General features: G+C 57.5%; 19 protein-coding genes. 8 read left to right on the forward strand and 11 right to left on the reverse strand.

Annotated features, from left to right (window positions below):
• Together FT726_RS12070 and FT726_RS12075 are read right to left on the reverse strand one after the other, a co-directional pair.
• Positions 1-276, reverse strand: a 276-nt coding sequence (locus FT726_RS12070; RefSeq protein ID WP_346302843.1) for a type VI secretion system contractile sheath small subunit, incomplete at its 3' end; no start/stop codon positions are given.
• Positions 277-1,137: 861 nt separating this feature from the next.
• On the reverse strand, positions 1,138-2,001 hold the full coding sequence (locus FT726_RS12075; RefSeq protein WP_346302844.1) for a helix-turn-helix transcriptional regulator: 864 nt from the start codon (positions 1,999-2,001) through the stop codon (positions 1,138-1,140).
• A gap of 182 nt (positions 2,002-2,183) precedes the next feature.
• On the opposite strand from FT726_RS12075, the gene FT726_RS12080 reads away from it, so the two are divergent.
• The gene (locus tag FT726_RS12080; protein ID WP_346302845.1) at positions 2,184-3,083 is read left to right on the forward strand and encodes an EamA family transporter; all 900 of its coding nucleotides are present in this window, start codon (positions 2,184-2,186) and stop codon (positions 3,081-3,083) included.
• Positions 3,084-3,119: 36 nt separating this feature from the next.
• On the opposite strand, the gene FT726_RS12085 is transcribed toward FT726_RS12080, so the two are convergent.
• A complete protein-coding gene (locus tag FT726_RS12085) occupies positions 3,120-3,359 on the reverse strand; it encodes a hypothetical protein (RefSeq protein ID WP_021313687.1) in 240 nt (79 codons plus the stop codon).
• A 280-nt stretch (positions 3,360-3,639) separates the two neighbouring features.
• On the opposite strand from FT726_RS12085, the gene FT726_RS12090 reads away from it, so the two are divergent.
• Together FT726_RS12090 and FT726_RS12095 are read left to right on the forward strand one after the other, a co-directional pair.
• A complete protein-coding gene (locus tag FT726_RS12090) occupies positions 3,640-4,857 on the forward strand; it encodes an MFS transporter (protein WP_152390601.1) in 1,218 nt (405 codons plus the stop codon).
• A gap of 281 nt (positions 4,858-5,138) precedes the next feature.
• On the forward strand, positions 5,139-5,291 hold the full coding sequence (locus tag FT726_RS12095) for a hypothetical protein (RefSeq protein WP_021509106.1): 153 nt from the start codon (positions 5,139-5,141) through the stop codon (positions 5,289-5,291).
• A 73-nt stretch (positions 5,292-5,364) separates the two neighbouring features.
• On the opposite strand, the gene FT726_RS12100 is transcribed toward FT726_RS12095, so the two are convergent.
• The 4 genes from FT726_RS12100 to FT726_RS12115 all read right to left on the reverse strand — a co-directional run bounded on the left by FT726_RS12100 (position 5,365) and on the right by FT726_RS12115 (position 7,960).
• Complete coding sequence (locus tag FT726_RS12100; RefSeq protein ID WP_021509105.1) at positions 5,365-5,646, reverse strand: membrane lipoprotein lipid attachment site-containing protein; 282 nt, start codon at positions 5,644-5,646, stop codon at positions 5,365-5,367.
• Between the two features lie 255 nt (positions 5,647-5,901).
• Positions 5,902-6,705: a hypothetical protein gene (locus tag FT726_RS12105; protein ID WP_215800785.1), complete on the reverse strand. Its 804-nt coding sequence runs from the start codon at positions 6,703-6,705 to the stop codon at positions 5,902-5,904.
• A 9-nt stretch (positions 6,706-6,714) separates the two neighbouring features.
• Positions 6,715-7,167: a universal stress protein gene (locus FT726_RS12110; RefSeq protein WP_127834392.1), complete on the reverse strand. Its 453-nt coding sequence runs from the start codon at positions 7,165-7,167 to the stop codon at positions 6,715-6,717.
• 7 nt (positions 7,168-7,174) lie between these two features.
• The gene (locus FT726_RS12115; RefSeq protein ID WP_021509102.1) at positions 7,175-7,960 is read right to left on the reverse strand and encodes an IclR family transcriptional regulator; all 786 of its coding nucleotides are present in this window, start codon (positions 7,958-7,960) and stop codon (positions 7,175-7,177) included.
• Between the two features lie 149 nt (positions 7,961-8,109).
• On the opposite strand from FT726_RS12115, the gene FT726_RS12120 reads away from it, so the two are divergent.
• From FT726_RS12120 to ypdK, 3 genes are all read left to right on the forward strand, one after another.
• Positions 8,110-9,711 (forward strand): MFS transporter, encoded by a 1,602-nt coding sequence (locus tag FT726_RS12120; RefSeq protein ID WP_104188599.1) that lies wholly within the window; start codon positions 8,110-8,112, stop codon positions 9,709-9,711.
• 5 nt (positions 9,712-9,716) lie between these two features.
• Positions 9,717-10,745: an HlyD family secretion protein gene (locus FT726_RS12125; RefSeq protein ID WP_104188600.1), complete on the forward strand. Its 1,029-nt coding sequence runs from the start codon at positions 9,717-9,719 to the stop codon at positions 10,743-10,745.
• A 202-nt stretch (positions 10,746-10,947) separates the two neighbouring features.
• Positions 10,948-11,019: a membrane protein YpdK gene (gene ypdK / locus FT726_RS12130; protein ID WP_006120362.1), complete on the forward strand. Its 72-nt coding sequence runs from the start codon at positions 10,948-10,950 to the stop codon at positions 11,017-11,019.
• 42 nt (positions 11,020-11,061) lie between these two features.
• Here ypdK and alaC read toward each other — a convergent pair whose 3' ends face one another.
• Together alaC and FT726_RS12140 are read right to left on the reverse strand one after the other, a co-directional pair.
• Positions 11,062-12,297: an alanine transaminase gene (alaC, locus tag FT726_RS12135; RefSeq protein ID WP_059012156.1), complete on the reverse strand. Its 1,236-nt coding sequence runs from the start codon at positions 12,295-12,297 to the stop codon at positions 11,062-11,064.
• A gap of 118 nt (positions 12,298-12,415) precedes the next feature.
• Positions 12,416-12,940 (reverse strand): GNAT family N-acetyltransferase, encoded by a 525-nt coding sequence (locus tag FT726_RS12140; protein WP_031280018.1) that lies wholly within the window; start codon positions 12,938-12,940, stop codon positions 12,416-12,418.
• 598 nt (positions 12,941-13,538) lie between these two features.
• On the opposite strand from FT726_RS12140, the gene FT726_RS12145 reads away from it, so the two are divergent.
• Complete coding sequence (locus FT726_RS12145; RefSeq protein WP_346302851.1) at positions 13,539-15,230, forward strand: sensor histidine kinase; 1,692 nt, start codon at positions 13,539-13,541, stop codon at positions 15,228-15,230.
• A complete protein-coding gene (locus tag FT726_RS12150; RefSeq protein WP_021508252.1) occupies positions 15,227-15,955 on the forward strand; it encodes a LytTR family DNA-binding domain-containing protein in 729 nt (242 codons plus the stop codon). Before FT726_RS12145 ends, FT726_RS12150 begins: the two co-directional genes overlap by 4 nt.
• 35 nt (positions 15,956-15,990) lie before the next feature.
• On the opposite strand, the gene glk is transcribed toward FT726_RS12150, so the two are convergent.
• Both glk and FT726_RS12160 read right to left on the reverse strand, forming a co-directional pair.
• Positions 15,991-16,956, reverse strand: coding sequence for a glucokinase (gene glk, locus FT726_RS12155; RefSeq protein ID WP_021508251.1), 966 nt, complete (start codon positions 16,954-16,956; stop codon positions 15,991-15,993).
• Positions 16,957-17,110: 154 nt separating this feature from the next.
• A complete protein-coding gene (locus FT726_RS12160) occupies positions 17,111-18,772 on the reverse strand; it encodes an alpha-keto acid decarboxylase family protein (RefSeq protein ID WP_288422154.1) in 1,662 nt (553 codons plus the stop codon).
• Positions 18,773-18,943: the final 171 nt, after the last annotated feature.

Below are 18,943 nucleotides of genomic sequence, written 5' to 3' on the forward strand. Positions count from 1 at the left end.
GATGCTGTCTTCGCTGCCGTCATCGGCCAGCGTATTTTTAACGGCAACCGTGACTTTGGGCGAATATTCGGAAAGCACTGCGTCAAAATTATTTTTATTCAGATTAACTTTGGTTCGCTCTGATAATAGTGCGGACGCCTGACCATGACTGAAGTCGCCCGCCACCAGTAATTTCAGCGGAAGCTCGGTTTTCTTGCTTGCGCCACCGGTATGCAGGTCAAGTTTTAAGTTAATACGTGCCTTGGGGATTTCGGACTGAAAGGAAGAGTTAGACATGGCTGTCCCTGTTCTATTGAATGATAGAAACGGTCAATGCCAGTGAGAAATTAGTAAGAAAGGCAAACCCAGCCAGAACAACGTCCCGGTTCACGTCCTCCGACGGGAATAAAAACTCCGGAATTAAAAGCGAGTGCATTCCATTCACCAGCATATCGACACTATTTTTTAGGCATTTGTCTGAAATGAAAAATTTCGGATAAAACCCAATAGCCGCAGTGTAAGAACGTTCCCTGTCTGACCGGAAACGGAAAAATGTAAAACAATATTACACAACCCGATTTTAACATCTCCAGATCATCTTCATGATTAATAAGAATTTTCTTGCATTACCCCTTCAGGCCTTGTGGGATAAGGACATGCAACGAGAGATCAATTTGGCATAGGGCGTGATTCTGTTCAAAATGCCATCAATCAAGAGAAATATCTGATTTTGTACTTTGTTCAAAAATGAGAGGCCGGACGTGACTGAGCATGTGAAAAACAGACCACTTTTTCAAATTCCAACATTTCTTTTCGTTCGAATAAACGGGGTTTAATTATTTTCGTCAGATGAAATGACATAAAAAGATAAATTTTCGGATAGCAGCAGCGTGCATTTTTATACAGGACAATAATGTGATGCTGTTAAACCTCCCTGTTAAAAAGATCGATGCAAGCCTTGTACTACATCATTCCCAGGTATTTGAGCGAATATCCATCTGCGGGACAATGTTGGTACTATCCTGAGTATTAAGTGCTGTATTTCACTCAGGCAACACCTGACTGGTTTAAGCAGGCACATAGGGATGTGCAGCCGCATTTACTCGCTGTAGCGTAATCAGTAATGCAATTCTCGCAAAATTCAATGCAACTGCCCCGTCAGCGCTGACGCCATGCCGAGGGTGCCATGCCGTGCAGCTGGCGGAAGCGGTTGCTGAAATGGCTGGAAGAGTGGAAACCGCAGCGCAGGGCAATCTCGGTGAGCGACAGCGCGCTGAATTGCAGCAGTTGCTGCGCGGCTTCCATACGGCGGCGCATCACATACTGGTGTGGCGCTTCGCCGGTGCTGCTGCGGAACATACGTGCAAAATGGTATTCGCTGAGCGCCGCCTCTGCCGCCAGTTGGGCCAGCGTTAACGGCTGATCCAGCTGCGTATCGATCAGCGCCATCACGCGGCGCAATACCGCCGGCGCCAGTCCGCCGCGCACCTGCGGCAGCTGCCACTGTACCTGACTGTAGCGCTGCAGCAGATGGGTCATCAGCAGTGTTGAGGCGCTGCTCAGCATCAGCTGGTTAGCCGGCTGCTGCCAGTCGGCGCTCAGCAGAAAATGACGATACAGTTGGGTGATGCGGTCATCGTCGGCAAAAATCTTCTCATGCAGATTAAGCTGCGCCGGGCTGCGATCCCACACCTGCTCACCAAGGTGACGCAAATGCGTATCGGTGCAGTAGAGGTGCACGAAGGATAAATCCGCGCGCAGATCCCAGGTCGACTCGGTGCCAGACGGCATCAGGCAAAAGCGATCCGGCGCGCCGCCGTTGCGCCAGCCGTGCGGCGTTTTGTGCCAGGTATCGTAACCGTCAGCCACATAAAGGCTAAGCGTATGGTGATCGCTGAGGTTGGTCACGCGATCGCCACTGTTGAACCAGGCCGCCAGCCGAATGCCGCCGCTCAGCTGCACGCTATCGCGCAGCTGCGCTTTGTGACGCTGAAGCATAGTAAACGTCTGATATTCCGGCATGGTCTGACATCGCTCTCTGGATTGATGTCCTGTAGTTTACGCAACTGACCGGACAGAAAACAGGCCAATGCCGGACCAGGCGGGAAAAAGCGCAAGAATTTGCAAGTGCTGCGCAAAGTCATGCAAGCCGCGCTCCTGTCGCTCAGGCACACTGCGAGCCTGATTCCGCCGGAGAGTTTCTGATGAACCTGATGTTATACCTCGCGGTGGTGCTGATTTGGGGCACCACCTGGATTGCGATTTTTCTGCAGCAGCAGGCCGCCGATACGCCGATACTGGTGGCGGTGTTCTGGCGCTTCCTGTTCGCCTCGTTGACCATGCTGGTGCTTCTCCGGCTGCTGAAACGTCTGCGTACGCTGGATGCGCGTGACCACCTGTTTTGTCTGTTACAGGGCGGCTGCGTATTCGGTTTTAATTTTGTTTGCTTTTACCACGCGGCAGCGATGATCAGCACCGGACTGGAGTCGGTGATTTTTTCGATGGCGGTGCTGTATAACGCGCTCAACAGCTGGATCTTTTTCCGCCAGCGCCCGCCTTTCCGCCTGCTGCCCGCCGCCGCGCTGGGCCTCGGCGGGATTGTTGCGCTGTTCTGGCAGGATATTCAGTCAGCCCATGTTGCGCCGCAGCTGCTGTGGGGCGTGGGGCTGAGCGCGCTGGGCACGCTCGGTTTCTCCTTTGGCAATATGATTTCTACCCGCCATCAGCGTCGTCAGCGCGACGTGCTGACCACCAACAGCTACGCCATGCTGTACGGTGCGCTGATCATGGCCGTGCTGGCGCTGGTGAATGGCGACGCGCTGGCACCGGCACTCAATCTGCAGTGGCTGGGGGCGATGAGCTATCTGGCTTTGTTTGGCTCGGTACTGGGCTTTGGTGCCTACTTCACGCTGGTGGGGCGCATCGGTGCCAGCCAGGCGGCTTACAGCACCCAGCTGTTTCCACTGGTGGCGCTGACGCTTTCGACGCTGTATGAAGGCTATCAGTGGCATAGCAATGCCATCGTCGGGCTGGTGATGATTCTGGCAGGGAATATGGTGATGTTCGTGCGCTGGCCGGCTCATCGCCGGTTACGTCTGGCCTGAAGCAAGAGCGGGCATAGCGCCCGCTCTGTCACTCCTCTAGCGCCAGCCCCCGACGCCGATGTTGAGCTGGTGAGGTTGGTTAATGGCTTTTCTGGCAATCCAGTAAAGCAGAACGCGTTCATCATCTCTGTCGCGGTCGGCCATCGCCAGTAATTTCAGCGACAGGGTGGACCTGGTCACAGGCTGCTGTTCATCGCTTAACTCGATAACCGCCTGACCGATGATGCAGCAAACCTCATCCCCGCTGGATACGGATTCATATGCCCGGTCTTTCATATTTCCTCCTGTTGAATGAACTATAAGCCTGGCAAAGTTCCTGCGTTTTGCCGCGCAGATGCTGCGCTTAAAACACCCTGTTACACATGCTCACCTGTCGCAATGCCTGTTCATGTGACGACATCCGCGCTGCGCTTAAGCAAAGGCGCAATGCCATTCATACCGGTTTCACAGCATTTCATTCCGTCTCCCGCTCCGTTCACGCCCGTCCGCGCCACCCGCGCCCGCGTGAGGCTTATTATCGCTGCAGATTCCGTATTCCCGGATGGGAGAGAGAAAAATGACAACAGCCGTTACCCCTAATCATCAGCGTGTCCGTATCCTTACCCTCGCAGGCACCATCATTACCCAGTTCGCGCTCGGCTCGGTTTATACCTGGAGCCTGTTTAATGGCCAGCTGGCACAGAAACTGGATGCGCCGGTCAGCCAGGTGGCTTTTTCCTTTGGTCTGCTCAGCCTCGGTCTGGCGATTGCCTCCTCGCTGGCCGGCAAGCTGCAGGAGCGCTTTGGCGTGCGTAATGTCACTATCGGTGCAGGCATTCTGATGGCGATTGGCTTCTGGCTGACCGCCCATGCTGACAACCTGATGATGCTGTACCTGAGCGCCGGCATTCTGGTCGGTCTAGCCGATGGCGCGGGCTATCTGATGACGCTCTCTAACTGCGTGAAGTGGTTTCCGGAGCGCAAAGGGCTGATTTCGGCCTGTTCGATCGGCGCTTACGGCCTCGGCAGTCTCGGCTTTAAATTCATCTGTGGCGCGCTGCTCAGCACTCAGGGGCTGGAAAATACCTTTGTGATTTGGGGTGTGCTGGCGATGACGATGATTATTGCCGGTGCCCTGATGATGCGCGATGCGCCGCTGCAGCAGGCCGGCTCACGTCAGCAGCAGGCCACACAGGAGTTCACGCTGGCGCAGTCGGTGCGCCTGCCGCAGTACTGGATGCTGGCGCTGATGTTCCTGACGGCCTGCATGAGCGGTCTGTATGTGATTGGCGTAGCGAAGGATATTGGTGAAGGTCTGGTGCACCTGAGTACGCAAACGGCGGCCAATGCGGTGACGATAATTGCTATTGCCAATTTGAGCGGACGACTGATTCTCGGCGTGCTGTCGGACAAAATGGCGCGCATCCGGGTCATTTCGCTGGCACAGCTGGTTTCGCTGAGCGGCATGAGCATCCTGCTGTTCACCCACATGAATGAAACCACCTTCTTCCTGTCGCTGGCCTGCGTGGCGTTCAGCTTTGGCGGCACCATCACCGTCTTCCCGTCACTGGTCAGCGATTTCTTCGGCCTCAACAACCTGACCAAAAACTACGGCCTGATCTATCTCGGCTTCGGCATCGGTAGCGTGCTTGGCTCGCTGGTGGCTTCGGTGTTCGGCGGCTTCACCGTGACCTTCAGTCTGATTATGACGCTGCTGGTGATCTCGCTGGTGCTGTCGCTCAGTATCCGTCTGCCAAATCGTCAAAACCTGGTCGCGCCGGTACTGCATAATTAATTCACCACCCTGCCGTGTAAATGCACGGCAGGCTTTTTACTGATAACCACAGAATTGATCACGCGTTGAGAATGACTGTTATTTAACCTTGCATTTCAGAGTAATCGGGTTATTATCAGGCGCTATTCAGCTTATTCCGATTGGTTTATTTCCCGCCCTGTCACTTTTAGCTTTTAATTGACATATCTGGTAATAATTACGGAAATAACTCTACATTCACTGCATCTTCACTCCACTTTTCCCGGTTAATCTGGCCTCATTGGAAAAGAGGAGGACTCTCCATGAAGAAGTTAATAAAAGTCGCTTCGGTGGTGGCGATGATGACCATGCTAAGCGGGTGTATTATCGAGCACGACCATGGACGCGGTCCCGGCTGGGGCCACGGGCACGGCGGCGGCTGGCATCACGGCCATGGCGGCTATCGTCACTGGTAATTGGGCAAAGCACACACAGCACATAATAAAAAATGAATAAAGAAAGGGCGGGAATCAATCCCGCCCTTATTTTTTAGCTTTTCACCGCGTAATTACATTGATACCAGACTTTCTTCAGGCCAGGCAAATTGCTGTCCTGCGCCGGAAGCGATTCGACTTTATCGAAGCCGCGCTGGTTACAGTAATTCGCCAGATCAAGTTCCAGCGCATCTTTATCCAGCTTCTGTGGATCGTAACGATACTGTACGGTATTTGAACGGGCATCTTCATCCACGCGCTCAAAACCCCCGGGTTTGCTGACACTACAACCGGCCAGCATAAAAAGCGCTAACGCGCTAATAAGCATTTTATTCATTAGGATGTCCTCATCAGACGTTGCAGTGTAAAAGGCAACGCCACACGCCTCTATAGGAAAAAGACGCGAAATGTCCGATTAATGCAAAGCTTTCGCCAATCAAATCAATAAAACCAAACGGTTTTCCTTATCACATCAGCAGTGAGAAGATGACTTCAGACAAAACGAAGTCTGCACCACACCAGGTGATACCCACAAAAAGACATACTGAAAGTGACCTTTATGCCCGTGCTGAGCGGGCTTTTTTTTCGCCCGTTATCCGGTAAGGCTGACCATCTTACGCAAAAGATTGGCCGCTTGTTTGTCCGGCAATGCGAGAATTCCGCTGTAAAGATCAATCGACATCGCGCACATCGTGCCGCGATCCACCGCCGTATCCGCCGGCATATTCAGCTGCTGCAGCTTATCGCCCCACTTGCCATACAGTTTTTCCACCACACGCTGCAGATCGCGCTGCGCCTGAGACTGATCCACCGCCAGCTCATCGCCGGTACTGTTTTGCAGCAGTGCCTCGAGCGCTTCACCATCGCGCTGATTAAGCTCCGGCGACAGCACCTGTTGCAGATTGACGCCACCGCTGACCTGCGGATAGAGGAAACGGAAGCAGCGCTGCGTATCCTGCTGCTGCAGCGCCTGCATCTCCTGCACCGAAACGCGGATATAGTTGATGATCGCCGCATCGCTGGCGCGCGCCATGCGCTGATTCACCAAATCCATCAGCCAGCCGCGCATATCGCCCAGCGCCTGTTCCGCAGGTACGCCCTCTGCCAGCTTGTGCTGCAGCTCGCGATTGAGCAGTTGCCACAGCGCCGGCTCCTGCACTTTCAGCACGCGATAACCCGGCGCGTCGCTCAGTTGGGTAGCCACCTGCGCCGCCAGCGCCTCGCGCTCCTGACGCGGATGCAGCCAGCTAAACCACAGCAGATTGGCCAGCAGCACAGGCAGCAAAAACAGCAGGACACCCTGCCAGACGCGCAGCGCGGTGGTGCGCAGCAGTATCACGATGATGATCGCCAGCACCACAAAAGCGGCCAGCGTGAGCGGGAAAAGCGAGAACATGGAGCGACATTAATCCTTGCGAACGTCAATTAAAACCGGACAGCTGGCGCGTTCAATCACTGTTGCGCTTACCGAGCCTTTCAGCAGGCGGTTGAGCGGCGACAGGTGACGACGGCCCATTATAATCATACTGGCGTGCAACGCCTCAGACTGCGCCACAATGGTTTCCGCCGCTTCACCGGCCAGAATCAGCCCGCGTGCGTCAATGCCAGCGCGCAGCAGCGGTGCCAGCGCATGGCGTACCACCATTTCAGCTGTATTTTGTTCATCCTGCGCCACGACAAAATCGTCCGGGTCTTCCCCGGCGTCGATCTCAATCGGCTGATTGCACGACGAATATGCCGGATCGACACAGCACAGCACGGTGACCTGCGCCTGTTGCGCCAGCGCCTGTTCAATGGTCAGGGCGATCACTTTTTCCGCCACCGGTGAGTTATCGATGGCCATCAGCAAGGTTTTCATCAGTCGGTTATCCTTCCGCAGCAGTTATTTTGCCAATTTCGCGAATCAGCGCCTCTTTACACTTTATCAGCGCTGTCCGGTAATGCGCTTCCTGGCGGTGAAAACGTGCCGTCGGCACCAGCAGTGAGATTGAGAAGCGCCCGAACAGCGTATCAATCGCGACCGCCATGGTGGAAATGCCCTCCAGCGTTTCGCCGCGATCGATAGCCAGTCCGCTGGCGCGCACCTCCGCAATCAGCGTCAGCAACTGCGGCAGCGTTTTTACCGTCATTTCCGTCAGTTCCGCATAGGCTTCGCCGACCATCACCCGCACATCTTCGTCGCTCTCCAGCGCCAGCAGCGCCCGGCCACCGGACGTACTGTAGAGCGGCAGATTCAGGCCGATGTGTGGCACCACGCGCAGCTCACGCGTGGCCACCACGTAATGGACAATCGCCAGCTGCGTCCCGCTGGCCCGCGCCAGCGACACCGTTTCATTGATTTCCGCCGAGAGTTGTTCGAGGAACGGCCGGACAATTTCCACCACGTCACTGTGCACGCTGGAGATCAGCTTCAGCAACGCCGGACCGAGGCGCAGCCCGCCTGCCCCGCCGCTGCGCACCAGCTGCGCGCTATCCAGCGCCGCCACGATGCGCTGGACCGTCGAGCGCGGCAGATCGACCACCTGCGCAATTTCACCCAGACTCATGCCGCCCGGATGCTCACCGAGCGCATTTAAAATTTTTGCCGCACGCGCAATGACCTGAATGCCACCCGCTTTTTCATCCTCACGGCTTGAGGGAGGTTCTACCATGATACGTTCCTTTTTGGCCTGTCCTACTTTAGCGCGAACGATCGCACTTTTACACCCTGTATCACATTGCAATACACCATATCGAAATGTAAGATGCGAGCTGTATCACATCGCAATACACTGCATCAACCAATAACGAGACACCTGTTATGAATGCCCAGCCCGTGGCGGCACCGGCACCGCATCCTTTTACCCTGCGCCTCGCGCTGGGGCTGGTGGGGGTGCTGATCGCCGCGCTGACCTCCGGATTAAACGATCGCGTTACCGACATCGCGCTGGCCGATATCCGTGCCGCAGTCGGCATTAGCTACGATGACGGCAGCTGGATTATTTCGGCCTATCAGGCAGCGGAAGTCGCCGCGATGATGATTGCGCCGTGGTTCGCCGTCACCTTTTCGCTGCGCCGCTTCGCGCTGGCGGTGTCGGCCGGTTTCATGGTGTGCGGTGTTCTGCTGCCCTTTATGCCCACGGCTCCGCTGTTTATTGCGCTGCGCGTGGTGCAGGGACTGTTTGGCGGCGCCCTGCCGCCGCTGCTGATGACGGTGGCGCTGCGCTTTCTGCCACCGCCGATCAAACTTTATGGGCTGAGTGCTTACGCCCTCACCGCCACGTTTGGCCCGAATCTGGCGGCGTCGCTGGCGGCGTTCTGGACCGATGACGTCAGCTGGATGTTTGTGTTCTGGCAGGTGGTGCCGGCCATGCTGATCGCCATGCTGCTGATCGGCTGGGGTCTGCCGCAGGATCCGCTGCGCACTGAGCGATTTAAACAGATTGACCTGTTCGGCATGCTGAGCGGCTGCTCGGGCATGGCGCTGCTGATTCTGGCGCTGACGCAGGGTGAGCGTCTCGACTGGCTCAGCTCGCCGCTGTTTGTCGCCCTATTATTCAGCGCGCTGGCGTTGCTGATTGTGTTCTTTATTAATGAATGGTTTCACCCGCTGCCGCTGTTTAAGTTGCAGATGCTGCGCCGCCGTAATTTGTCGCACGGTTTGCTGGCGCTGGCGGGTGTACTGATTCTGGCGCTGTCCGGTTCGGCGCTGCCGTCGGCCTATTTTGGTCAGGTGGAGGGGTTTCGCACGCTGCAGTTCGCGCCGCTGGCGTTGACCATCGGCCTGCCACAGCTGCTGATTGCACCGCTGGTCGCCAGCCTGCTGAATATCCGCTGGATTGACTGCCGCTGGGTGCTGAGCGTCGGTGTGCTGCTGCTGGCAACCGCCTGCCTGCTCGGCATGCAGATCACTACCGACTGGGCGCGGCAAAACTTCTGGCTGATGCAGATCTTGCAGGCGTTTGGTCAGCCGATGGTGATTCTGCCGGTGCTGATGAGCGCCACCAGCGTGGTCGCGCCGCCGGAAGGGCCGTTCGCCTCCGCCATGTTCAATACCGTACGCGGCTTTGCCAGCATTGCCGCCAGCACGCTGGTGGAGTGGTTTATCAGCCATCGTGAGCAGTTTCACTCCAGCGTGCTGGTCGATCAGGCTGCCAGTCGCAGCTGGCTGATGACCGCAGCGGATAGCCAGCAGGCCAGCAGCAGCCTGCCGCTGTTGGCCGACGGCAGCGCCAGCAGCGCGGCCAATCTCAGCGGCTTCGCCACCCTGCTGAAGCATCAGGCCATGGTGCTGAGCCTGAGCGATGCGTATCTGATGCTGATCGCCTTCGCTGCCGGGCTGTTAGTGCTGACGCTGTGCCTGGCGAAACGCGTCTGGCCACCGCAAACCCTGATTCAACCTGTTACCAAAACTCCGGAATAACTGTTATGCACGCTTTTGCTATGAAACGAACAATCCTGCTGAGCGCCCTGCTGCTGGTTTTGCTGGCGATGGCGTTCTGGCTGTGGTCAGCCATGACCGGCAACGACCATCGCACTGATGATGCCTGGGTGAATGCCGATTACACGCTGGTGGCCCCGAAGGTGTCCGGCTACATTGCCCACGTCAACGTGCAGGATAACCAGCGCGTGCGGGCTGGCGACGTGCTGGCGACGCTCGACGACCGCGACTATCGCGTGGCGCTGGAGACCGCGCGGGCTAATCTGCAGGTCAGCGACGCCAAACGGCTGAGCGCGCAGGCGCAGCTCGACCAGCAGCAGTCCACCATTGCCGAGGCCCGCGCCACGCTGGCCGCCAGTCAGGCATCGGCACAGTATGCCGGACAGAGCGCGGCGCGCTACAACCAGCTGTACAAGAGCGGCACCATAGCCGCTGACGATCAGCAGAAAGCCAGCTCAACCCAGCGTTCTGCGGCCGCTACGGTGCGCCAGAGCGCAGCGGCGCTGGCGGCGGCCGAACAGCAGGTGAAGGTACTTGAGGCCGCGCTGCGTCAGGCGGAGGCTGATGTCGCGGCGGCGCAGGCCAGCGTCGACCAGGCCGGGCTGAATCTCTCTTATACGCGTATTGTTGCGCCGGTGGATGGCATGGTGGGTCAGCGTTCGGTGCGCGTGGGAGCCTGGGTCAGCGCGGGTACGCGTCTGCTGGCCGTGGTGCCGCTACAGCAGACTTACATCACCGCCAACTATCTGGAGACGCAGCTGGCGGATGTGCGCCCGGGCCAGAGAGTGGTGGTGAAGATTGATGCATTGCCCGGCAAGACCTTCACCGGTCACGTTGACAGTATCGCGCCCGCTACCGGCGCCACGTTTTCCGCGATTGCCCCCGATAACGCCACCGGCAACTACACTAAAGTGGTTCAGCGTTTGCCGGTGAAAATTGTGCTGGATCCGCATCAAAGCGATCTGGCGCAATTACGTGTCGGCATGTCGGCGATTCCGCAGATTGAGACCCGATGAAAATGTGAGCAACTTCTCAGAAGTGACCTATTTATTTTCGGATCGATTCCGCGTAAATTAGCGCTCGATCCTGTTTCGGGGCAGCCCGAAGCGACCTGAGTAGAAAGCGTGTAGCGATGATGAACTCCACCTTTCTCTTATTCTGTTCGGGTTACGCTGGTTTGGGATCGCCATCATTGTAACCGCTCAGAGGAGTTGTTTTGTGAAATACGCCTTGATGGGAATCTCTTTCTTCGTCTTACTTTGGGTCGGCACCTTCGTGCTGATGCTGTAAAGACGCCAGCCGGGGCGACCGCTCAGTCGCCCCGATTTGTAGTTACTCTGCTTCTTCCACCGCTTTTACCGTTCCCGGCAAAATACCGTCGGCGCGGAACATCGCTTTAATGCCACGCACCGCCTGACGAATACGATCGCTGTTTTCAATCAGGGCAAAACGCACGTGGGTATCGCCGTAATCACCAAAGCCAATGCCCGGCGAGACGCACACTTTCGCCTCCTGCAGCAGCCGTTTGGCGAATTCGAGCGAGCCCAGATGCGCGTAATGGTCGGGGATTTTCGCCCAGACGTACATGGACGCTTTCGGCAGATCGACCATCCAGCCTGCCTCATGCAGCCCTTTTACCAGTACATCGCGCCGGCGTTTATACTGCTCGGCGATATCACGCACGCACTGCTGATCGCCCTCCAGTGCCGCAATCGCCGCCACCTGCAGCGGTGTGAAGGTGCCGTAGTCGTGATAGCTTTTGATGCGTGCCAGTGCCGCCACCAGCTCTTTGTTGCCGACCATAAAGCCGATGCGCCAGCCCGCCATGTTGTAGCTTTTTGACAGGGTAAAGAATTCCACCGCCACATCGCGCGCGCCCGGCACCTGCATAATCGAGGGCGCTTTCCAGCCGTCATAGGTGATGTCAGCGTAAGCCAGATCGTGGATGACCAGCACGTTGTACTGTTTCGCCAGCGCGATGACGCGCTCGAAGAAGTCCAGCTCCACGCACTGCGATGTCGGGTTGGACGGAAAGCCGAGGATCATCATCTTCGGTTTCGGGTAACTTTCGCGGATGGCGCGTTCCAGCTCATTGAAGAAATCGACGCCAGCAACCAGCGGCACCGAGCGCACCTGCGCGCCGGCGATCACCGCACCGTAGATGTGAATCGGGTAGCTGGGATTGGGCACCAGCACGGTGTCGCCGTGATCGAGCGTCGCCAGCATCAGGTGCGCCAGGCCCTCTTTCGAGCCGATGGTAACGATGGCTTCGGACTCCGGATCGATATCCACCTGGTAACGCTCGGCGTACCAGCGCGATATGGCGCGGCGCAGGCGCGGAATCCCTTTGGAGGTAGAGTAGCCGTGCGTGTCTTCACGCTGTGCCACCTGACAGAGCTTTTCCACGATGTGCGGCGGTGTCGCGCCATCCGGGTTGCCCATGGAAAAATCGATGATGTCTTCGCCGCGCCGGCGCGCAGCCATTTTCAATTCAGCCGTGATGTTAAATACATAGGGGGGCAGACGTTCAATACGCGAGAAACGACGGGGTGTGCTGTTATCAGCCATGATGTCCTCTGGATTACGTTAGCGCCCGGACCGTCCGAGCGACGCTGGTCACTGCCGTGACCGAAACAAGAACATAACGCGCTGATAACAATATTGTCGAGGGGGGACGGCAAATTTTTTAGCCTGCTTCGTTTAAGCGCCCAAACACCCAATCGTTTACCCACTGGCCGTTGAGACGGTAATTATCGCGCAGCGTGCCTTCCAGCGCGAAACCGTTCTTTTCCAGAATGCGCCGTGACGGCCAGTTGCCCTCAATCACCAGCGCTTTGAGTTTGTGGAAGTCGGCCTGCAGCAGGAACGTGCACAATGCCTGCAACGCTTCGCTGCCGTAGCCCTGACCGGTACAGGCGTGGCGCAGCATGTAACCCACTTCGGCCTGACGATACGGATGCCATTCGGCGCTGCAGCCAAACAGGCCAATCGCTTCACCGCTGTCGCGCAGGCGCGCCACCAGGCACAGCATGTGAAAACTGCTGGGTTGCCACGGTGCCAGCCGCTCGTTAAAGCGCTGGCGGATGTCGTTTTCATCGGGGATCTCGCTCACCCAGGTCATGGTCGCGGCATCTTCATGTACCGCTTTGAAAATCTGCCAGTCTTCCGGCTGTAACCGGCTGAGGGACAAACGAGGGGTGAGTAATTGCATGGCCACGCTCCGCTGTTGTGCTTACGGCAACATAGCAAACCGCATCCGTGACAACCAGTGACCGCTGCACGCTTTCAGCAATCCTCTTTTTAGCACTCAGGATTTCCTCTTTTCAGTTTCATAGCGGATAATCTGCCTTGCTTCCCTTCAGGATCGGATGTGACGGGCGGATCTGGTCGCCATAAATGGCGCCCCTACGGTGCATCTGCGGTCTTGCAGGGTGCGCATCTTCGTATCTGGTCGCCATAAATGGCGCCCCTACGGTGTGTCAGCGGCCAATTTTACACGGCGCGCATCTTCCAATCTGGTCGACATAAATGGCGCCCCTGCAATGCATCTGCGGTCTTGTAGGGTGCGCATTGATGCGCACCGGCAGTGCGCACCTTCATATCTGGTCGCCATAAATGGTGACCCTGCAGTGCATCCGCGGTCTTGCAGGTTGCGCATTGATGCGCACCAGCAGCACGCACCTTAAAAATTGATCCATGCTATGAGAAACGTCTGCAGCTTGCCGGGACGCTGGCGGATCGCGATCACATTTTTTATCATGTCCGCAACCTTGCCTGCTCCGGAGAACACCGTGCCTTCCCATTTCGACATGCTGCTGGCGGTGTTTGACCGCGCCGCGCTGATGCTGATCTGCCTGTTCTTCCTGACCCGCACCCGCGTATTTCGTCAGCTACTGCAAAAAGATGAACACTCAATCGGCGAAAAAGCCGTGGTGACCGCCATCTTCTCGCTGTTTGCGCTGTTCAGCACCTGGTCCGGCATCAACGTTGACGGCTCACTGCTCAACGTCCGGGTGATTGCGGTCATGGCGGGCGGCATTCTGTTCGGGCCGTGGGTCGGCATTGCAACCGGCGTGATTGCCGGCGTGCACCGCTTCCTGATTGATATCGACGGCATCACCTCGGTGCCCTGTCTGATTACCAGCATCGTCGCCGGTATCGCCGCCGGCGCCATCAACCGCTTCGTCAGCAAAGAGCAGCGCTGGCGCGCCGGCATCCTCGGCGGCATGCTGTGTGAAAGCCTGACCATGCTGCTGATCGTGCTGTGGGCGAAACCGATGTCACTCGGTTTAACCATCGTGTCGGAAATTGCGCTGCCGATGATTCTCGGCGCGTCGAGCATTGGTTTGATTGTGCTGCTGGTGCAGAGCGTCGAAGGGGAAAAGGAGGCGATTGCCGCGCGTCAGGCCAAGCTGGCGCTGGAGATTGCCAACAAAACCCTGCCGCTGTTTCGTCAGGTTAATAGCGACTCGCTGCGCAAAGTGTGCGCCATCATTCGCAGCGACATCCATGCCGATGCGGTGGCGATCACTAACACCAAACAGATTCTGGCTTACGTCGGCTACGGCGAGCAGAACTACCACAACGGCGACGACGGCATCAGTCCGACCACCGCGCAGGCGATCGCCAGCGGAAAAATTATCATTAAGAATAACGATGAGGCACACCGCACCAAAGACATTCACTCAATGCTGGTGATTCCCCTTTGGGAAAAAGGGGAAGTGACCGGCACGCTGAAAATCTACTATCGCCGCGCCCATCGCATTACCGGTTCGCTGAAAGAGATGGCGGTCGGCCTGTCGCAAATCATCTCGACGCAGCTGGAAGTCTCGCGTGCCGAGCAGCTGCGCGAGATGGCCAATAAAGCGGAACTGCGCGCGCTGCAAAGCAAAATCAACCCGCACTTCCTGTTTAACGCGCTGAATGCTATCTCCTCATCGATTCGCCTGAACCCGGACACGGCGCGCCAGCTGGTGATTAATCTGTCGCGCTACCTGCGTTACAACCTGGAACTCAACGACGATGAACCCATCGACATCAAAAAAGAGCTGTGGCAGGTGAAAGATTACATCGCCATTCAGCAGGCACGGTTTGGCGACAAGCTGTCGATGATTTACGACATCGATGAAGATCTGCACTTTTCGCTGCCCAGCCTGCTGATCCAGCCGCTGGTGGAGAATGCCATCGTGCACGGTATTCAGCCCTGCCGTGGCAAAGGCGTGGTCACGCTGAGCGTGAAAGATCTGGGCGATCGCGTGCGCGTGGCGGTGCGCGATACCGGTGCCGGCATCAGCGAAGAGGTGGTCAGCCGGGTGGCGCGCAACGAAATGCCGGGCAACAAAATTGGCCTGCTAAATGTGCATCACCGGGTGAAACTGCTGTCCGGCCACGGCTTAACCATCACCCGTCATCAGCCCGGTACGGAAATCGCCTTTACCCTCAGCAAAAGTGGTCAGCGGCTGTCTGGCCCGCTCACCCCGTTAGCGGAAACCTCAGCGTGAAAGCCATTATTGTCGAAGACGAATTCCTTGCGCAGCAGGAGCTAAGCTGGATGATCCAGCAGCATAGCCAGATCAGCATCGAAGCCTGCTTTGATGATGGGCTGGAAGTGCTGAAGTATCTGCAGACTCATCGGGTGGACGTGATTTTCCTCGATATCAACATCCCGTCGCTGGACGGCATGCTGCTGGCGCAGAACATCAACCAGTTTATCCATAAGCCGCTGATTGTGTTTATCACCGCGTGGAAAGAGCACGCGGTCGAGGCCTTCGAATTACAGGCGTTTGACTACATCCTCAAGCCGTATCACGAGTCGCGCATCATCACCATGCTGAACAAGCTGGAGGCCAGCGCACAACAGCAGCAGGCGCAGCAGCACAATCCGGCAGCCAGCGCGCCGCAAACGGTGAATTTAGTTAAAGATGAGCGCATTATCGTGACCGATATCAACGATATCTATTACGTTGAAGCGCATGAGAAGCTGACCTTTGTCTACACGCGGCGCGAAGCCTATGTGATGTCGATGGCGATCAGCGAGTTTTGCAGCCGTTTGCCTGAGTCGATGTTCTTTCGCTGCCACCGTTCCTACTGCGTTAATCTGAGCAAGATTGGCGAGATCGAACCGTGGTTTAACAACACCTATCTGGTGAAGCTGCGCGACATGGATGCGCAGGTGCCGGTGAGCCGCAGCAAGGTGAAGGCGTTTCGCCAGCTGATGCATCTTTGAAGGCGAACGGCACGGGAAGCCGTTCGCCCGTCAGGTTACAGCACGCGCCCCAGCGCCTGGCGCAGATGGGCACCGGCGCCAAGCAGGCCCGGCTGGTCGTGAGTAATCATGTAGACCGGGATATCAACGAGGTAATCGCGGAAGCGGCCTTTGTCTTCAAACGCCGCACGGAAGCCGGACGCTTTAAAGAACTCGAGGAAGCGCGGCACGATGCCACCGGCAATGTAGACGCCGCCAAAAGTGCCAAGGTTCAGCGCCAGGTTACCGCCAAACCGTCCCATGATGACGCAGAACAGCGTCAGCGCACGGCGGCAGTCAATGCAGCTGTCCTGCAGTGCCCGCTCGGTGACATCTTTAGGCTTGAGGTTTTCCGGCTCGCGCTGATCGGATTTCACAATCGCCCGATACAGGTTAACCAGTCCGGAACCCGACAGCACGCGCTCGGCAGAAACGTGACCCAGTTCGGCGCGCAGTACTTCGAGAATCGCATCTTCTTCTTCGCTGTTTGGCGCGAAGTCAACGTGACCGCCCTCACCCGGCAGGCTGACCCAGCGCTTATCAACGTGCACCAGATGGCTGACGCCGAGCCCGGTGCCAGCACCGTAGATGGCAATCGGTTTATCCTGCACCGGCGTTTTGCCACCGAACTGGATGACGTCCTGTGCGGTCAGCATCGGAATCGCCATGGAAACCGCGGTGAAATCGTTGATGATTTCCAGCGTCGCAAAGCCCAGACTTTCCTTCATCTGACGCGTTGAGAAGGCCCAGTCATGGTTGGTCATCTCCACCCAGTCGCCGGTGATCGGACAGGCGATGGCGATGCAGCCGTCGGTAATGTCCTGTTTTTGCTCATCCAGATAGTGACGGATAACTGCTTCAAGGTTGTCGTAGTCTGATGTTGAGAATGTTTTGGCCTGGGAGATGGCGCCGGTCTCCACCTCACACAAGGCGAGACGAGCGTTAGTGCCGCCCACATCGCCGACCAGGGCGTATTTTGTCATTCTTCTGCTGCTCCGCTTGGGTCATAAACAAGTGCAGGACACTATAAAAGCCTGCCAATAAAACAACAACGCTCACCTTGCACGATGAGCGTTGGTCATTCAGTGCGACGCACAGCCTGACTGTCGCCAGCCCAACTGTACAGAGGCAACTGTCCTAAACTTTGTGGCTATTTCGCTGGTGCAGCGCCGCCGTGACGGTGCGCAGCAGCGGCGGCAAATCCTGTTTCTCCATCACCACTTCAATCAGTGACAGGCAACGCGCCTGGCTGAGCAGCGCCATCACGGCGTCGAGCTGCGCCGTTTCACTGATGCGCCAGCTCTGAGCCGCACAATTCAGGCTCATCGCCTGCGGCAGCGCGGTCCAGTTCCACTGCGCGATGTCGTTGTAGCGCTGTTCCGCTCCATGGATCGCGCGTTCGACAGTGTATCCCTCATTATTCAGCAGAAAAATGATCGGGCTTAAGCCGTCGCGCTGGATCGATCCCAGTTCCTGAATGGTCAGCTGCGCCGATCCATCGCCGATGATCAGAATGACGCGGCGGTCAGGCTGCGCCGTCTGGGCACCAAAGGTGGCGGGTAAAGTATAGCCAATGGAACCCCATAAAGGTTGTACCAGCAGCTGCGCATCATGCGGTAAACGTAGCGCGGCAGCGCCAAACGCCGCCGTGCCCTGATCAGCAAGGATAATATCACCGGGCTGCAGGAAACGCTGCATCGCCTGCCAGAAAGCCTGCTGACTGATTACGGCGGCAGCAGCGGGCGGTGCATCGTCCGGCATGTCGGCCACGCCCGTGGCCCAGTGCGCGCAGTGGCGCTGATAAACCGGCAGCAGCGCGGCCAGCGCCTGCGCCATGCTCAGCGGTGCGAAGGTTTCTCCGGCGACGCTGGCATGAAACGGCTGCAGATCAATCACCCGCTGCGCCGACAGCTGCTGGGTAAACCCGGCGGTCAGGGTGTCGGTAAAACGCACGCCGACGCACAGGGTGACATCGGTGTCTTCAATTGCCGCGCGCACGGTTTCGCGGCTGCCGCTGGCGGCGTAGGTGCCGACGAAGCCCGGTTGCTGCTCATCCAGCACGCCCTTGCCCATCAGTAGCGTGGCAGCCGGAATGGCGCGCAGCGCACGCAGCTCAGCCAGCGGTGCCTGCAGCTGCCAGCGGGCAGCGAGAAAATCGGCCAGCAGCGCCACGCGCTGCGCCGGTGCCAGCAGGCGCTCCGCCGCTGCGGCAAACGCCTGCGCCACGTCGCGGTTTTCAGCCGGTACCGGGCTGGCGCTGGCTGACGGCAGCGTTACCGTGGCGGCGGCGACATCCACCGCCAGCAGCAAATAGCCCGGACGGTGCTGCTGTAGCGCGCCAGCGATGACCCGATCAATTTCAGCCACGGCGTTGTCGGCGCTCAGCACCGCGCTGGCGGCACTGACTTCCTTGGCCATGCGCAGAAAATGGCCAAAATCGCCGTCGCCGAGCGAATGATGCACGCAGTCGCCCTGCTGCTGGGCGTGGCTGGCGGGAGCGCCGACGATGTGAATCACCGGCACATATTCGGCGTAGCTGCCGGCGATGCCGTTAATCGCACTAAGTTCACCGACGCCAAAGGTGGTCAGCAGCGCGGCCGCGCCGTTGCAGCGACCGTAACCATCGGCCGCATAGGCGGCATTCAGTTCATTAGCGCAGCCGACCCAGGTAATGCCGGGATGGTCAATGACGCTGTCGAGAAATTGCAGGTTGTAGTCGCCGGGTACGCCGAACAGATGGCGGATACCCGCCTGGTGCAAACGATGCAGTAAATAGTCGCCAACGTTAAGAGTGTTCATCGACCGCTCCTGTGAGGGGGAATGATCAGGAGTATTAGCGATGTGGCTGAACTGGCGAGATTTTCGCCATCATCGCGCTGTCATGCATGGCAAGCATTCGTTACGACGACAGAAAATTCTGTAAGTTGCGATCTTTGCCGCGTTACGGCGCAGTGTAAACGCATACACTGC

Origin of the sequence: Pantoea sp. Morm (assembly GCF_016643525.1) — a bacterium.
GTDB lineage: Bacteria > Pseudomonadota > Gammaproteobacteria > Enterobacterales > Enterobacteriaceae > Pantoea > Pantoea dispersa.

Bases quoted from the DNA above. Each gene is read 5' to 3' on its own strand.
- FT726_RS12075 (WP_346302844.1), bottom strand. From the start codon at position 2,001: ATGCCGGAATATCAGACGTTTACTATGCTTCAGCGTCACAAAGCGCAG.
- FT726_RS12080 (WP_346302845.1), top strand. From the start codon at position 2,184: ATGAACCTGATGTTATACCTCGCGGTGGTGCTGATTTGGGGCACCACC.
- FT726_RS12085 (WP_021313687.1), bottom strand. From the start codon at position 3,359: ATGAAAGACCGGGCATATGAATCCGTATCCAGCGGGGATGAGGTTTGC.
- FT726_RS12090 (WP_152390601.1), top strand. From the start codon at position 3,640: ATGACAACAGCCGTTACCCCTAATCATCAGCGTGTCCGTATCCTTACC.
- FT726_RS12095 (WP_021509106.1), top strand. From the start codon at position 5,139: ATGAAGAAGTTAATAAAAGTCGCTTCGGTGGTGGCGATGATGACCATG.
- FT726_RS12100 (WP_021509105.1), bottom strand. From the start codon at position 5,646: ATGAATAAAATGCTTATTAGCGCGTTAGCGCTTTTTATGCTGGCCGGT.
- FT726_RS12105 (WP_215800785.1), bottom strand. From the start codon at position 6,705: ATGTTCTCGCTTTTCCCGCTCACGCTGGCCGCTTTTGTGGTGCTGGCG.
- FT726_RS12110 (WP_127834392.1), bottom strand. From the start codon at position 7,167: ATGAAAACCTTGCTGATGGCCATCGATAACTCACCGGTGGCGGAAAAA.
- FT726_RS12115 (WP_021509102.1), bottom strand. From the start codon at position 7,960: ATGGTAGAACCTCCCTCAAGCCGTGAGGATGAAAAAGCGGGTGGCATT.
- FT726_RS12120 (WP_104188599.1), top strand. From the start codon at position 8,110: ATGAATGCCCAGCCCGTGGCGGCACCGGCACCGCATCCTTTTACCCTG.
- FT726_RS12125 (WP_104188600.1), top strand. From the start codon at position 9,717: ATGCACGCTTTTGCTATGAAACGAACAATCCTGCTGAGCGCCCTGCTG.
- alaC (WP_059012156.1), bottom strand. From the start codon at position 12,297: ATGGCTGATAACAGCACACCCCGTCGTTTCTCGCGTATTGAACGTCTG.
- FT726_RS12140 (WP_031280018.1), bottom strand. From the start codon at position 12,940: ATGCAATTACTCACCCCTCGTTTGTCCCTCAGCCGGTTACAGCCGGAA.
- FT726_RS12145 (WP_346302851.1), top strand. From the start codon at position 13,539: ATGCTGCTGGCGGTGTTTGACCGCGCCGCGCTGATGCTGATCTGCCTG.
- glk (WP_021508251.1), bottom strand. From the start codon at position 16,956: ATGACAAAATACGCCCTGGTCGGCGATGTGGGCGGCACTAACGCTCGT.
- FT726_RS12160 (WP_288422154.1), bottom strand. From the start codon at position 18,772: ATGAACACTCTTAACGTTGGCGACTATTTACTGCATCGTTTGCACCAG.